General features: G+C 69.5%; 4 protein-coding genes. All 4 read left to right on the top strand.

The genetic code is table 11. From position 1 onward, the window contains the following. Nucleotides 1–26: 26 nt before the first annotated feature. The 4 genes from B0G62_RS14160 (at nucleotide 27) to B0G62_RS14145 (ending at nucleotide 15,225) form a co-directional block, all read left to right on the top strand. Nucleotides 27–1,007 carry a TauD/TfdA family dioxygenase gene (locus B0G62_RS14160; protein ID WP_103704829.1) on the top strand — a complete coding sequence of 327 codons (981 nt, stop codon included), beginning with the start codon at nucleotides 27–29 and terminating at the stop codon, nucleotides 1,005–1,007. Nucleotides 1,008–1,067: 60 nt separating this feature from the next. Further along, on the top strand, nucleotides 1,068–2,732 hold the full coding sequence (locus B0G62_RS14155) for a cyclic peptide export ABC transporter (protein ID WP_103704828.1): 1,665 nt from the start codon (nucleotides 1,068–1,070) through the stop codon (nucleotides 2,730–2,732). A 156-nt stretch (nucleotides 2,733–2,888) separates the two neighbouring features. Further along, a complete protein-coding gene (locus B0G62_RS14150; protein WP_227473190.1) occupies nucleotides 2,889–3,656 on the top strand; it encodes an ATP-binding cassette domain-containing protein in 768 nt (255 codons plus the stop codon). 244 nt (nucleotides 3,657–3,900) lie between these two features. Further along, nucleotides 3,901–15,225 carry a non-ribosomal peptide synthetase gene (locus B0G62_RS14145; RefSeq protein WP_103704826.1) on the top strand — a complete coding sequence of 3,775 codons (11,325 nt, stop codon included), beginning with the start codon at nucleotides 3,901–3,903 and terminating at the stop codon, nucleotides 15,223–15,225. Nucleotides 15,226–15,346 lie beyond the last annotated feature (121 nt).

Genomic DNA, 15,346 nt, shown 5'->3' with positions numbered 1-15,346 from the left:
TTCAGGAACCCGAAGGAAACCAGCTCATGTCGATTGCCGAACCTACCTTGTTGCTGCCCGAGGGCTTTCGCGAACGCGTGATCGAAATGCACGGCACGCGCGTATTGAGCGTGGAATGCGACGGGCTGGACGCCCATGCACTCGTTGACGATCCGCAGGTTCGCGCCGCGCTGCTGCGCGAGCTGAGCCAGTTCGGCGGCGTGCTGATTCGCGGCGCGCTGCCGGTGGGCGCGGCGGGTTTCAACGCGCACGCGGCGCGCTTCGGCAAGCCTTTGTTGTCCTACGAGTTTGGATCGACGCCGCGTTCGCAGGTCGAAAAAGGCGTTTATTCATCGACCGAATATCCGGCGTCGCAATGGATCGACCAGCATAACGAGCAGTCGTATACGCTCAAGTGGCCGAGCTGGATCTGGTTCTATTGCGACATCGCCGCGCAGCAGGGCGGCGCCACGCCGGTCGCGGACAGCCGTGAAGTGTGGAAGCGCATCGACCCCGCGCTGCGCAGGCTGTTTGCCGACAAGCGCGTGATGTATGTGCGCAATTACGGCACCGGTCTCGATCTGCCGTGGCAGAAGGTCTTCAATACCGACCGGCGCGAGGTCGTCGAGGCATTTTGCGCCGATAACCAGATTCAGTACGAATGGGGCGACGACGGCGAAGCGCTGCGCACGAAGCAGGTGTGCCAGGCCGAACTCCAGCATCCGCAGACCGGCGAGAGGGTGTGGTTCAACCAGGCGCATCTGTTCCATGTGTCGAGCCTGCCTGACGATCTGCGCGAATCGTTGCTCGACGCCTTCCCGGAGGAGGAATTGCCGCGCCACGCGTTCTTTGGCGACGGCACGCCGATCGACGACGCGATGCTCGCCGAAATCCGCGATGTCTACGAGCGCACGATGCTTGCGTTCGACTGGCGCGCAGGCGATCTCATGATGCTCGATAATCTGCTGATGTCGCACGGCCGCGCGCCATTTTCCGGTGCGCGCCGCGTGCTGGTAGCCATGGCGTGACGCCGTGAGCACGTTGTTGCATACAGGACCCGGAAGACTTAAAAGGACTACAAGAAAATCATGTCGCTACTTTTGTACCTCATCCGCAACTCGCGAGGGACGCTCCTCATCGCCCTCGTCATGAGCATCGTGGGTGGGCTTGGCAACGCGGCGCTGGTCGCGTTGATCAACCAGGCGCTGAGCGCGTCGAGAGACGGGCTCGCGCGTCTGGGCGTCGAATTTCTCGCGATCTGCCTGGTCGTGCTCGTCACGCGCACGCTTTCGCAGACGATGTTCATGCAACTCGGCCAGCGCGCGAAGGCCACGCTGCGTATGCGCACGATTCGCCGCATCGGCGAGGCGTCATTTGCGGATCTGGAAAAACAGGGCTCGGCGCGCCCGCTCGGCGTGCTGACGCAGGATCTGGACAGCGTCGTCGTGTTCTTCGTCAATCTGCCGGTGCTCGCGACGCAAGGCGCGGTGATCGTCGGCTGTCTCGCCTATCTCGGCTATCTGTCGTGGCCCATTTTGCTGTGCGCGATCGCGACAATCGCACTGGGCATCGCGGGCTCGCACCTCATCAGCGCGAAGGCGCTGTTTCATCTGCGCAGCTCGCGCAAGCGCGAAGACGAACTGGTCAAGGATTTCCGCGCGCTGTTCGACGGCGCGAAGGAGTTGAAGCTGCACAAGGCGCGCAAGCAGGCCTTCATCGACGACATCATCGCGCCGAACGTGGAGGCGGTGCGGGTGCAGCGCAGCCGCGGCTACGTGCTGAATTCGGCGGCCGCTAGCTGGGGCAACATGATCCTGTTCGTGTTCATCGGCTGCACGCTGTTCATTCTCGCGCGGCTGTTCCCGGTGTCGCCGGCGGTGATGTCGGGTTACGCGATGACCTTCCTCTACATGATCATGCCGATCGAAGGGCTGCTTTCGGCGATCCCGACGGTGAGCATGGCGCGCGTCGCGCTCGAACGCATCGAGCAGGTCAACGCCGATCTCCCCGAGGAAAAGATGCATCCCGCCACGCACGCGAGCGGGTTCGACACCATCGCGCTCGAAGGCGCGACGCATCGTTATTTCCGCGAAAAGGAGAACGAAGTATTCACGCTTGGGCCGATCAACCTGACGTTCAAGCCGGGCGAGCTTGTATATCTGATCGGCGGCAACGGCAGCGGCAAGACCACGCTCGCGAAGATGCTGGTCGGGCTGTATCCGCCCGAAAGCGGCCGCATCCTGCTCAACGGCGCGCCGGTCGACGAGGCGCATCGCGAGATCTATCGCCAGCATTTTTCGGTGGTGTTCAGCGATTTCTTCCTGTTCGACAGTCTGCTCGGTATGCGTGTGAACGGGCTGGATGCGAAGGCGCGCACGCTGCTCGAAGAGCTTCAGCTCGATCACAAGGTCAACATCAGCGACGGCACGTTCTCCACCACCCAGCTTTCGCAGGGCCAGCGCAAGCGGCTTGCGCTGCTGGTGGCCTATCTGGAGGACCGGCCGTTCTATCTGTTCGATGAATGGGCCGCCGACCAGGACCCCGTATTCAAGGACGTTTTCTACAAGCATCTGCTCCCGCAACTCAAGGCGAAGGGCAAGACCGTGTTCGTCATCACGCACGACGACCGCTTCTTCCATCTCGCCGACCGCTATATCAAGCTCGATTACGGCCAGGTCGTGGCGACGGGCAAGGGCAGCGATCTGGTGGCGGACACGCATCAGGAAAACGCCCGCCCGCAGATGTCGGCATGACGGCGCGGCATAGTGAACAACCAGCAGGCAAAGGTTTTAAGGGTTTCAAGCATGAATGATCGGGCAGCGGCATCCGGCATGACGCCGGGCGACGACGTAGCGGCGCTGGAGCGCCATTCGGGCGGCAATCCTGGGGCGCACGGCTGCGCCACGCCGATGTACGAACTGGACGGCGCGTCGTTCGTCGTGGGCGAGCGCACCTTGCTCGCGCCCCTGACGCTGAATTTGCGGGCCGAACGCGTGTCGGGCCTGATCGGCCACAACGGCTCGGGCAAGTCCACGCTGCTCAAGCTGCTGGCGCGGCAGATGGCGGCGACGGCGGGTGCGGTGCGCTTCGGCGGCCGCGCGTTGCCGCAGTGGCGCAGCCGCGAATTCGCGCGCAAGGTCGCCTACCTGCCGCAGCAGCCGCCCGCCGCGGACGCCATGACGGTGCGCGAACTCGTCGCGTTGGGCCGCTATCCGTGGCACGGCGCGCTCGGCCGCTTTACCGACGCCGATCACGAGAAAGTCGACGAAGCGATCCGCCTCACCGATCTCACCGCCTTCGCGGATCGTGCCGTGGACAACCTTTCGGGCGGCGAGCGCCAGCGTGCCTGGCTCGCCATGCTGGTCGCGCAGGACAGCGAATGTCTGCTGCTCGACGAGCCGATCTCGGCGCTCGACATCGCGCATCAGCTCGAAGTGCTCGAACTCGTGCGCTCGCTGAGCCGCGAGCGCGGGCTTGGCGTGGTCGTCGTGCTGCACGACATCAACATGGCCGCGCGCTTTTGCGACGACCTCATTGCGCTCAAGGGCGGCCGTCTGCTCGCGAGCGGGCCGGTGGACGAGATCGTGCAGGCCGACAAGCTCGGCGAGATTTATGGCGTGCGGATGGGCACGATCGCGCATCCGCACGGCGGCTTGCCGATCTGCTTCCCGCACTGACGCAGTATCCCCGGAGACCCTGACCGACCGTGCCGCCTGCAGGACGCGCGCGGCGGGCAGGGTATCCGGCGACGGTCCTCATCGACCCGCACACGGCGCTCCCACGAGTGCGCCGGGCTTTCCCCCGCAGTGACTTCTATGACCCGTGCCCGCGATGCGGCGCATGGGGACTCACGGATCGTTTCCGGGCCGCTGCCTGCGCGCGCGCCCGTCAACGTGAAACGGCGGATATCAGGAGAGCAAGATGCCTTTGAGTAACCATTTTGGCAGCCGCGCCGACGCGAGCGCCGATGCCGTTTGTGCCCCCGCGCGCGATCTGGTGACCGCGCTGCAGGTGCATCTCGCGCAACGCCCGCAACAGACCGCCGTGCGTTTTCTGGCCGATGGCGAGAGCACCGTTCACGAACTCAGTTACGTGCAACTGGACGCCCGGGCCCGCTCGCTCGCGCAGACGCTGCGCGCCGCCGCGCCCGCCGGCGAGCGCGTGCTGATCCTGCTGCCGACGAGCCTTGACTACGTGATCGCTTTTCTCGCCTGCCAGTACGCCGGGCAGATCGCCGTGCCCGCCTATCCGCCCGAGGCGGGACAGGGCGCGCATGTGGCGCGTCTGCGCGCGATGGCCGCCGACTGCAACCCCGCCATCGCCATCGTGGAGGAAGCGGGCCGCGCGCTGATCGACGCGGCGGGCTTGCGCGACGCGCTCGCCAGTACGCGTCTGGTGGATCCGCGCGCGCTTCATGAAGGCGCCTTTTGTGTCGAGAAAGGCGATCCACAGGCGCTTGCTTTCCTGCAATACACCTCGGGTTCGACGTCCGCGCCCAAGGGCGTCATGGTCTCGCACGGCAATCTGTGCGCGAACATCGACGCGATTGCCGGGTCGATGGCCTATACCGCCGCCGACCGCATGCTGAGCTGGCTGCCGCTCTATCACGACATGGGTTTGATCGGCGGCTTGCTGTCGCCGCTCGTATGCGGCTTCCCGGTCACGCTGATGACGCCGCAGCATTTCCTCGAACGCCCCGCGCGCTGGCTCGCGGCGATCGCGCGCGAACGCGCGAGCGTGAGCGGCGGCCCCGATTTCGCGTACCGGCTGTGCCTCGACCGCGTGCGCGACGCGCAACTCGGCGCGCTCGATCTGCGTAGCTGGCGCGTCGCGTTCTGCGGCGCGGAGCCGATCCGCCAGGCGACGCTCGACGGCTTCGCCGCGCGTTTCGCGCCATGCGGCTTCGACGCCGCCGCGCTCTATCCGTGCTACGGCCTGGCCGAAGCGACGCTGCTCGTGACGGGCGTGCGCGCGGGCGGCGGTGCGCCGCCGCGCCGCTTTCTCGCGGCTGCGCTGGCGGAAGGTCAGGCACGCGCGGTCGAGCACGACCGCGAGCGCGACCACGATGACGCGGACCACCAGGCAATCGTCGACTGCGGCGTGACCGCGTCGCAACACGCGCTGGCGATTGTCGATCCGCGCACGCTCGAACTGCGCACAGACGGCGAAATCGGCGAAATCTGGGTGCAAGGCCCGAGCATCGCGCAAGGCTACTGGCGTAATCCGGAAGCGACCGACGCGGCCTTCGTCGCGCATCCGCTCGCGGGCGGGCGCTGGCTGCGCACGGGCGATCTCGGCTTTCTGGTCGAGGGACGTTTGCATGTGTGCGGGCGCGCGAAGGATCTGATCGTCATTCACGGGCAGAATCTCTATCCGCAGGATATCGAGGCGGCGGTTGGCGATGCGCTCGACTGGGTGCGGCGCGGCCGCGTGAGCGCGTTTCCGGTGGTGCGTCCCGACGGCGGCGAAGGCATCGGTCTGGCCGCCGAAGTCGCGCGCGGCAAGCGCCGCGAAGCCGGAGAACAGGCGCTGTTCGCGCAGCTTCAGCGGGCTGTCGGTGAGTGTTTCCAGCAGGACGTGGCGCTTGCGCTGCTGCTCGAACCGGGCGAATTGCCGCGCACGTCGAGCGGCAAGCTGCAGCGCAGCGCCTGTCTGCCGATGTGGAACGCGGGCACGCTGACGCCGTTTGCCGTTCTGGATGCGCGTTCGACCAATTCTGGCGAGCCGTCAAGCGATCAGGCATCCGAACAAAATGTCGAGATTCAGGCGCGTGTCGCGCAATGCTGGCGTGACGCGCTGCCCGCCATGGACGACGCCGAAATTCACTTCGACGCCGATACGGACTTCTTCGCGGCGGGCGGTCAGTCGATTGCGGCGGTGCGGCTGGCGGCGGCGCTGGGCGCGGCGTTCGGCGTGACGGTTCCGGTCGGCGCGTTGTTCGTGCGGCGCACCGTGCGCGCGCAGGCAGCGATGCTTGTGGACGAGTTCGGGGTGCTGGGCGTGAGCGGCGCCAGGCCTGTCATTGCCGATGAGGCGCCGCAGCCCGCCGACGCGCGCATCTCGGCGGGCCAGCGCGCCTTGTGGTTTCTGTGGCGCGTCGATCCGCGCGATCCCGCGTATCACGTGAGCGCGACGCTCGAACTGAGCGGCGCACTGCGCATCGACGCGCTGCGCCATGCGCTCGCGGTGACGCTCGCGCGCCACCCGGAACTGCGCGCGCGCTTCGACGAGCGCGATGGCGTGCCGGTGCGCAGCGTTGTCGAGGACGCCTCGTTCGAGTGGCAAGCATTCGATAACGTCGATAGCGCCGATGCTACGGACGTAAGCAACACGCTCGCGGAAGCCGCCGCGCGCCCCTTCGACCTCACGCACGGCCCACTGCTGCGCGCCACGCTGGCGCGCATCGATGCGCAGCGACATCGGCTCGGGCTGGTCACGCATCACATCGTTTGCGACGCGGCCTCGTGGCATGTCGTGTGCCGCGATCTGGTCGCGGCCTATGACGCCGCGTGCGCGGACGCCGCCGCGCTCGACGCGCCCATTGAATTCGCTGCGGATTGTGCGGCTTCGGCGGCGCGCGTCGATCTCGACGCACAACGCGCGTACTGGCGCGAACGGCTCGGCACCGCGCATCCGCGCACGGTGTTGCCCGAAGAAGCGGGCGACGCGCCGCTGCCGCAAAAGCAACCGGCGGCGTCACCCGCAGCACCCGCCGCCCACGGCCACGGCGCGCGTGTCGCCCGCAGCCTGAGCGCCGCGCTGACCGCGCAACTCGCGGCCTGGTCGCGCGCGCAAGGCGCGAGCGCCTTCGCGGGCCTTCTCACCGGGTTCGCGGCGCTGCTGTACCGCCTGAACGAGCAGGCGGACCTGCGTATCGGCATGCCGGTGAGCCTGCGCGATGCGGCCACCGAACGGCGCGTCGGCTATCTCGTCAACAGCGCCGTGGTGCGCGTGGAGGCCGAACCGCGCATGAGCGTCGATGCGCTGCTCGCGCAGGTCGGCGCGCGCGTGATCGAGGCGCTCGGCCATCGCGAACTGCCGTTCGCCGAAGTCGTCGATCTGCTCGCGCCCGCGCGTGATCCCGCCGCGACGCCGCTTTTCAACGTCATGTTCAACGAGCAGATCGTGCCCGCAGGCGTGTGGCGGGCGGGGACGCTGGCGGTCGAGACCGTCGAGGAGCCGTGGGGCAGCGCGCAGTTCGACTTGACGCTCAACGTGGTGCGCAGCGGCGAGTCGGTGCGCGTGGTCCTCGACTATCGCGCGCAGCGTCTCACTGCGCCCGCCGCGCAGCGCCTGCTCGATCAATATGTCACGGTGCTCGAAGCCATCGCCGCGACGCATGGGTCCGCCACGCTCACGCTCGCCGATCTGTTACCTGACGATGGCGCGCACACGAACTCCGACGCCGCATTGCGCGAGCCGCGCTTCGAGCCGATGCATCGACGCTTCGCGCGCATGGCGCGGCAAACGCCCGACGCGCGCGCCGTGACCTGTGACGGCGACGCGCTGAGCTACGCCGAACTTGCGCGCTGGTCGCGCCGCATCGCGCGCGGCCTGCAACGCGGCGGCGTGCGCGCCGACGAATGCGTGGGCGTGTGCGTGGGCCGCTCGGCTGCGCTGATCGCCTCGGGCGTCGGCGTGTTCGCGGCGGGCGCCGCGTATCTGCCGCTCGACCCCGACTATCCGGCGCAGCGCATCGGCGCGATGTTGCGCGATGCGCGCGTGCGCCACTGCATCGTCGATGCCGAGGGCGCTGCGCGGCTGCGCGAAATCGGCGCGGATCTGCATCTGCTCGACGCTGCCGCGCTGCGTGCCGAAGCCGGCAACGATAACGATAGCGATCCGTTCGAACATGACGCCATCGACCCGGCGCACACGGCCTATGTGATCTACACGTCCGGCTCGACGGGCACGCCCAAGGGTGTCGCGCTGCCGCACGGCGCGTTTGACGGCCTGATGCAGGCGATGCGCGAGGCGCTCGGCCTCACGCCCGCCGATGTCTGGCTCGCGGCCACCTCGGCGTCGTTCGATATTTCGTTGCTCGAACTGTTCTTGCCGCTGACGGTGGGCGCGTGCATCGAACTCGCCAGTCGCGAGACGCAGCGCGACGGCGAACGCCTCGCGGCGTTGCTCGATGCGAGCGGCGCGACGGTGTTCCAGGCGACGCCGTCGGGCTGGAAACTGCTGCTCGCGGGTGGCTGGCAGGGCGTCAGGCCGGGCGCATGCCTGCAAGGATTGAGCGGCGGCGAGGCGCTGGCGCCCGATCTCGCGGGCGCGCTGATCGAGCGCGGCGTCGACCTCTGGAATCTCTACGGCCCGACCGAAACGACGATCTATTCGCTCGGCGCGCGCGTGGCGGCAGATCGGCCCGTGACGATTGGCCGGGGCTTGCCGCGCAACCGGCTGCGCGTGCTCGGCCGCACGGGCGAGGCGGTGGCGGCGGGCGGCATCGGCGAGCTGTGCATCGGCGGGGACAATCTCGCGCGCGGCTACCTGGGACGCGCCGCGCAGACGGCGGAGCGCTTCGTGCCCGATCCCGCCGGCCACGGCGCGCGCCTCTATCGCACCGGCGACCTGTGCCGCGTGCACAGCGACGGACGCATTGCCTATCTGGGCCGGCTCGACCAGCAGATCAAGCTGCGCGGCCACCGGATCGAACCCGCGGAAATCGAAACGGTGCTGCGCCGCTGCGCGGGCGTGCGCGACGCCGTCGTGGTGCTGCGCGAAGACGGTGCGCCCGCGCGGCTCGTCGGCTATGTCGCCGGGGACGCCGAAATCGATGCTTCGGACCTGAACGCCGAACTCCAGCGCCGCCTGCCCGCGTACATGGTGCCCGCCGCGCTGGTCGTGCTGCCGGCGCTGCCGCTCACGCCTTCGGGCAAGATCGACCGCCGCGCGCTGCCCGCGCCCGACACCCAGACACACGCTGCCGCAGGGGGCGATCATGCTGCGTGTGCCGATATCGTGCCTGGCTCGGCGCTGGCGCGGCTGCTCGACATTTGGGCGAGTGTGCTGGGCCGCGCGTCGGTGTCGCCGACGGACGACTTTTTCCAGCTCGGCGGCGACTCGATCCTCACCTTGCAGATCGTGTCGCGTGCGCGCGAAGCCGGTTTGCGCGTGACGCCGCGCCAGGTCTTCGAGCACCCGACGCCGGCCACGCTCGCCGCCGTCGCGAGCGCGGCCGCCGCCATGCCGGGCGCGGGTGCGGTGGGCGGCGCGTTGCCGCTCACGCCGATCCAGCACGCCTTCTTCGAAACCTTCCCGCACGGCGAGCCGCACTGGAATCAGGCCGTGCTGCTCGAACCGGGCCGCGCGCTGACAGCCGCGCGCCTCGACACCGCGTTGCGAGCGCTGCGCGCGCGGCACGAAGCGCTGCGCCTGCGCTTTACCCGCCAGGCGGACGGCGCATGGCAGCAGCAAGTCGTGCCGGCCGCCGATCTCGATGCGCATGCCGTGCTGACGCATGTGCAGGTCGCGCACGCGCACGAATGGGACGCGCGTCTTGCCGAAGTCTGCGACGCCGTGCAGCGCGGCTTCGACCTCGGCAGCGCACGGCTGTTCGCCGCCGCGCTCGTCGAAGAGCCGCAGGGCGGGCGGCGTCGGCTGCTGCTCGCCGCGCATCACCTCGCTGTCGATGGCGTGTCGTGGCGCGTGATCGCCGCCGATCTGGAACGGCTGTGCGCATCCGATGCGGACGCTGCCGCGCACGCGGTTCAACTGCCGTGGAGCGCGTGGGTCCAGGCGCAGCAGCGCTACGCCGATGCGCTCGACCTCGCGCACGAAGCGACGCTGTGGCAGGACGTGGCAAGCGCGCTCGCCGACGCTCCGGTGCTGCCGCTCGCCCAGCCGCAGGGTGCGAATGAAGCGCCGCGCACGCTCGCCTGGTCGTGGGATGCGCACTCGACGCAGCGCCTGATCGACGCCGCGCCGCGCGCGCTGCGGTTGCGCGCCGACGAAGTCCTGCTCGCGGCGCTCGTGCGCACGCTGCACGGCTGGAGCGGCGCGCCGCGTCACGCGATCGAACTCGAAGGCCATGGCCGCGCGCCGCTCGACGCCGATCTCGATACGAGCGAGACCGTGGGCTGGTTCACGACGCGCTATCCCGTCGTGCTGAGCGCGCACGAGGATGCGCTCGCCACGCTGCGCGCCGTGAAGTCGAGCCTGCGCGCGGTCCACGAAGGCGGTCTGCACTACGGCATGTTGCGGCGCGCGCAAGCCAGCGGCGATCGACGCCCGCCCCATCCCGCCGTCGCGTTCAACTACCTGGGCCGCTTCGAGCGCGAAAGCGCTGCCGATCCCGCGCACCGCCTCGCCTTCACCAGCGAAACGCCCGGCGCGATGCGCGCGGCTGCGCCCGCGCACTACGCGCTCGACGTCAACGCGATGATCGTCAACGGCGTGCTGTCGCTGACGTGGGACTACGATCCCGCGCGCGTGCCGGACGCGACGGCGGCGGCCTTGCTCGACAGGTTCGGCGCGCAACTCGACGCGCTGGTGCGGCGCTGCGAAGGCGCGCAAGCGCTCGATGCCGAATGCGCATTCACGCCCGCCGATTTCCCCGATGCCGATCTCGACGCCGCCCAGCTTGCGCAACTCGCGCTCGATCCGGCGGCGACCGAGGACGTGTACGCCGCGACGGAGCTTCAGCAAGGCTTGTTGATCCACTCGCTGTCGCGTCGCGACGAAAGCCTCTATGTGAACCAGATGCGTCTCACGCTGGCGGGCGGCGTCGCGCAGCAAACGCTGCGCGACGCGTGGCTGGCGGCCGTCGCGCGTCATCCGGTGCTGCGCACGGGTTTCCGCTGGCTCGGCACCCATGCCGCGTTGCAGGTCGTGGCCCGCGCGGCGGCGCTGCCGTGGCAGGCGCACGACTGGTCCGCGCTCGACGCCGATGCCTACGAGGCCCGCCTCGCCGCATGGCGCGACGCCGACGAGCGCACGCCCTTCGACATGGCGCAGGCGCCGCTGATGCGCGTCGCGCTGTTCGCGCGGCCCGATGGCCGCCATGACCTCGTGTGGACGCATCATCACGCGATTCTCGACGGCTGGAGCGCCTCGACGCTGCTTGCCGAAGTGCTGCAGGCGTGCCGTGCCCAAACGGTCAACGAAAGCGCGCCCGACACGGCCTGGCGCGGCTATATCGCGTGGCTGCGCCGTCGCGGCGCGCAACCTTCCTCGCAACAGCACGCCGAGACCTGGTGGCGCACCCAACTGGCGCGCGCCGACGAACCCGCGCGTCTGGTCGAAAGCCTGGGCGCGCCGCTCGCGCCGTGCGACGGCATTGGCCGTCACACGCTTTCGCTCGACGCCGCTACGCACACGCGGGTTCTGGAAGGCGCGCAGCGCCAGCGCGTGACGCCGGGCACGCTCGCTCATGCGGCGTGGGCGTGCGTGCTGGCGCGCGCGGGCTACCGTCGCCAGGCCGTGTTCGGCACGGCGGTGGCGGGGCGTCCGGCGACGCTGCGCGGTGCGCAGCAGGCCGTCGGCCTCTTCATCAACAGTCTGCCGCTGTGGATCGACGTGCCGGGCCGCATGCGCGCCGCGCAGTGGCTCCAGGCGCTCCAGCAACAGGTCGCCGAGCTGCGCGAGCACGAAACGACGTCGCTTGCGCAGGTGCAGCGCTGGGCGGCGCAGGGCAACGAGGCGCTGTTCGACACGCTGCTCGCCGTCGAAAACTATCCCGTCGATGCCGCGTTGCGCGACGCCCATGCAGCGGCCCCGTGGGTCGCCGGGGTGGACGTGCGCGAGCGCCCGCATTTCCCGTTGACCGTGAGCTTCGTCATGGGCGCGGCCATCGAGATCCAGTGCACATGGGACGAACGCCTGTTCGACCGCGTGACGGTCGAGCGTCTGATCGGCGATTTCGCGGCGCTCACCGCGCGTCTGGCGCAGGCGCGCGACGAGCCGCTCGCGCAACTCGTGGCCGACGCCTCGCCGCAGGCGCATGAACTGGCCGCACCCGTCGTCCCGGCGACGCCGTTCGAATCCGTCACGCAGCGCATCGCCGCGCAGGCGCAGCGCCGCCCGCACGCCGAAGCCGTCGCCGACGCGCAGCGCCGCATCGACTACCGCACGCTCGCGGCCTGGTCCGACCGTATCGCGGCGCGGCTGGCGGCGCTCGGCATTGGCCGCGAGGATCGTGTGGGCGTGTGCATGGAGCGCTCGGTCGGACTCGTCGCGGCTTTGCTTGGCGTGCTCAAGGCGGGCGCGGCCTACGTGCCGCTCGACCCGGCGTACCCGCAGGAGCGCCTGCTCGATGTGGCCGCCGATGCGCGCCTCGCCGCGCTGGTCGGCGACGACGCCAGCCGCGCGCAACTGCCCGCCGTGTTCGAGGGCCGCGCGTGCGTGATGGCCGACGCCTGCGATCCGCAGCGCGCCGATCCCGGCGATGCGCAAGCGCCGTTCGCCGCGCCGCCCGTCCATCCCGAACAGCTCGCCTACGTGATCTACACGTCCGGCTCGACGGGGCGGCCGAAGGGCGTGGCGGTCACGCATCGCAACGTCGCGCGCCTGTTCGACGCCACGCGCCACTGGTACGCCTTCGACGAGCACGACGTCTGGCCGCTGTTCCACGCCTATGCGTTCGACGTGTCGGTATGGGAGCTGTTCGGCGCGCTCACGCACGGCGGGCGGCTCGTGGTCGTGCCCGCGCAGGTGGCGCGCGACGCTGCCGCATTCCACGCGCTCCTGTGCCGCGAGGGCGTGACGGTGCTGAACCAGACGCCGTCGGCGTTCATGCCGCTGATGCAGGTCGATGCCGACGCCAGCACGCCGTTCACCCGCGTGCGCGCCATCGTGTTCGCGGGCGAGAAGCTCGAACCGGGCGCGCTTGCGCGCTGGTACGTGGGCCGCGCGCGCGCCGGTCTGCCGCAGCCGCGCATCGTCAATATGTACGGCATCACCGAAACCACGGTGCACGTGACCTACCGCGTGCTGGGCGAAGCGGAAATCACCGCCGAGGTGCCGCGCAGCCTGATCGGCGAGCCGATGCGCGACCTCCAGTTGCGCCTGCTCGACCGCGACGTCAACGCCGCGCCGCTGGGCGGCGTGGGCTCGCTGTACGTGGGCGGGCCGGGCGTCGCGCGCGGCTATCTCGGGCGGCCCGGTCTCACCGCCGAGCGCTTCGTGCCGGACCCGCACGGCGCGCCCGGCAGCCGTCTCTACGCGTCGGGCGATCTGGCGCGCGGCCTGCCGACGGGCGAGCCCGAATACATCGGCCGCAGCGACTTCCAGGTGAAGATTCGCGGTTATCGGATCGAGCCCGGCGAAGTCCAGGCCGTGCTGTATGGCCATCCGGCGGTGCGCGAGGCGGCCGTGCTCGCGGTGCCGGACAACGCGGGCGTGGGCCTGCGCCTCGTCGCGTGGGTCGTGCCCGCCGATGCCGAAGTTCAAACCACCGCACTGAGCACCGCGCTGCGCGACTGGGTCGCGGCGCGCATGCCCGCGTACATGGTGCCGTCGGCGTTTGTCCTGCTCGACGTCCTGCCGCTCACGGTCAACGGCAAGCTCGATCGCCGCGCGCTGCCCCCGCCCGAATCGGTGGAGGCGGCGCAGACCACGGGCGCGGCGCCGCGCAGCGACACCGAGCGAACGATCTCGACCGTCTGGGCGGACGTGCTGCGCATCGACGCGCCGGGCGTCGGCGGCGACTTTTTCGCGCTCGGCGGCCATTCGCTGCTGGCGTTGCGCACGATGTCGCGCCTGCGCGACGCGTTTGGCCGCGAGGTGCCGCTCGAACTGCTGTTCAGCCATCCGGTGCTGGCCGATCTGGCCGCCGCGCTCGACGCGCATTGGCAAGACGGCGGCGCGCGCGATGACGCGTCACCCACGCTGGTGGCGCGATCGGTGCAATCGGCGCAATCGGTGCAATCCGCACCGCTTTCGCTCGCGCAGGAGCGCCTGTGGTTCCTCTGGCAACTCGATCCCGATAGCGCCGCCTACAACGTCTCGGGCGCGCTGCAATGCGAAGGTGCGCTGGACGCGCAAGCCGTGCGCGCGGCGTTTGACGCGCTGGTCGCGCGCCATGCGGTGCTGCGCACGCGCTTTTCGGGCCGCGAGGACACGCCGCGTCAGCACGCGCTGCCCGCAGCCGAGGCGCATGCCGCCTGGCAATGGGACACGCTCGACGCATCGGCGCTCGATGCCGATGCGTTGCGCGCGCAACTGATCCGCAATGCCCGCGCGCCGTTCGATCTCGAAAACGGACCGCTGCTGCGCGTCACGCTCGCGCGCCTGGCGCCCCAGCGTCATGTGCTGCATCTCGTGCTCCATCACATCGTCTCGGACGGCTGGTCGATCGAGGTGCTGCTGCGCGAATTCGCGGCGCTCTATCGCGCGGCGCGTGCGGGCACGCAGGCGGATCTGCCCGCGCTGCCGGTCCAGTATCTCGACTATGCAAGCTGGCAGCGCGACTGGGTCGAGCAGGGCGGAGCCGCCGTGCTCGAACGGCAGATGGGCTACTGGCGCGAGCGGCTCGCGGGCCTGCGCACGCTCATGGACCTGCCGGGCCTGCACGACCGCAGCCAGGCGTTCCGGCCCGACGGGGCGCGCCATCTGATCCGCGTGCCGCAGCGCGTGTGCGCGCAGGCCGAAGCGCTCGCGCTCGACGAAGGCGCCACGCTCTTCATGGTGCTGCTGGCCGCGTTCGACGTGCTGCTCTATCAGTACAGCGGCGCCGCTGACGTGCCGGTCGCGATTCCGGTGGCCGGTCGCAATCGTGTGGAGACCGAAGGATTGATCGGCTTCTTCGTCAACACGCTGGTGATGCGTGCGCGCATCTCGGGCGCGGACTCGTTCGTCGATCTGCTGCATCAGGTGCGCGCCGACAGCATCGGCGCGCAGGCGAACAGCGACGTGCCGTTCGACCGCCTGGTCGCCGAACTGCAGCCGCAGCGCCACACGGCGGGCAATCCGCTCACGCAGGTGAAGTTCCTCTATCAGGATGCCTTCGCCGCCGAGCAGGATCTGGACGGCGTGCGCTGCGAACTGCTCGATGCGGATCCCGGCGTCGTGCGCTTCGAGCTGGCGCTCGATGTGCTGCGCGATGCGCGCGGGCTGGAGTGCGTGTTTGCGTATGCGCTCGACGTCTACGACGCGGAATTCGTCGAACAACTGGCGCGCCATTACGTGTCGCTGCTGCGACGCATGGTGAGCGAGCCGACGCGCGCGATCGGCAGTTTCGAACCCGGCGATGAGTCCGACGACGAGTCCGGCTTCGACGCAACCGAAATCGCCACCGAGACCTGAAACCGCCAGGGCGCAGACATCCGCGCCCGCAACGTACCGGTGCCCGCACGGCTGGGCATCGTTTGAATTTTTCCGCGCCGATGTCGGAGCGACATCGGCAGTAGTGAACCGGACGAGGCAA

The sequence above is a fragment of the Paraburkholderia eburnea genome (assembly GCF_002917095.1).
Lineage (GTDB): Bacteria > Pseudomonadota > Gammaproteobacteria > Burkholderiales > Burkholderiaceae > Paraburkholderia > Paraburkholderia eburnea.
Note: the sequence above shows the minus strand (reverse complement) of the source record. Positions and strands in the feature narration are given on the sequence as shown.

Bases quoted from the DNA above. Each gene is read 5' to 3' on its own strand.
- B0G62_RS14145 (WP_103704826.1), top strand. From the start codon at position 3,901: ATGCCTTTGAGTAACCATTTTGGCAGCCGCGCCGACGCGAGCGCCGAT.
- B0G62_RS14150 (WP_227473190.1), top strand. From the start codon at position 2,889: ATGTACGAACTGGACGGCGCGTCGTTCGTCGTGGGCGAGCGCACCTTG.
- B0G62_RS14155 (WP_103704828.1), top strand. From the start codon at position 1,068: ATGTCGCTACTTTTGTACCTCATCCGCAACTCGCGAGGGACGCTCCTC.
- B0G62_RS14160 (WP_103704829.1), top strand. From the start codon at position 27: ATGTCGATTGCCGAACCTACCTTGTTGCTGCCCGAGGGCTTTCGCGAA.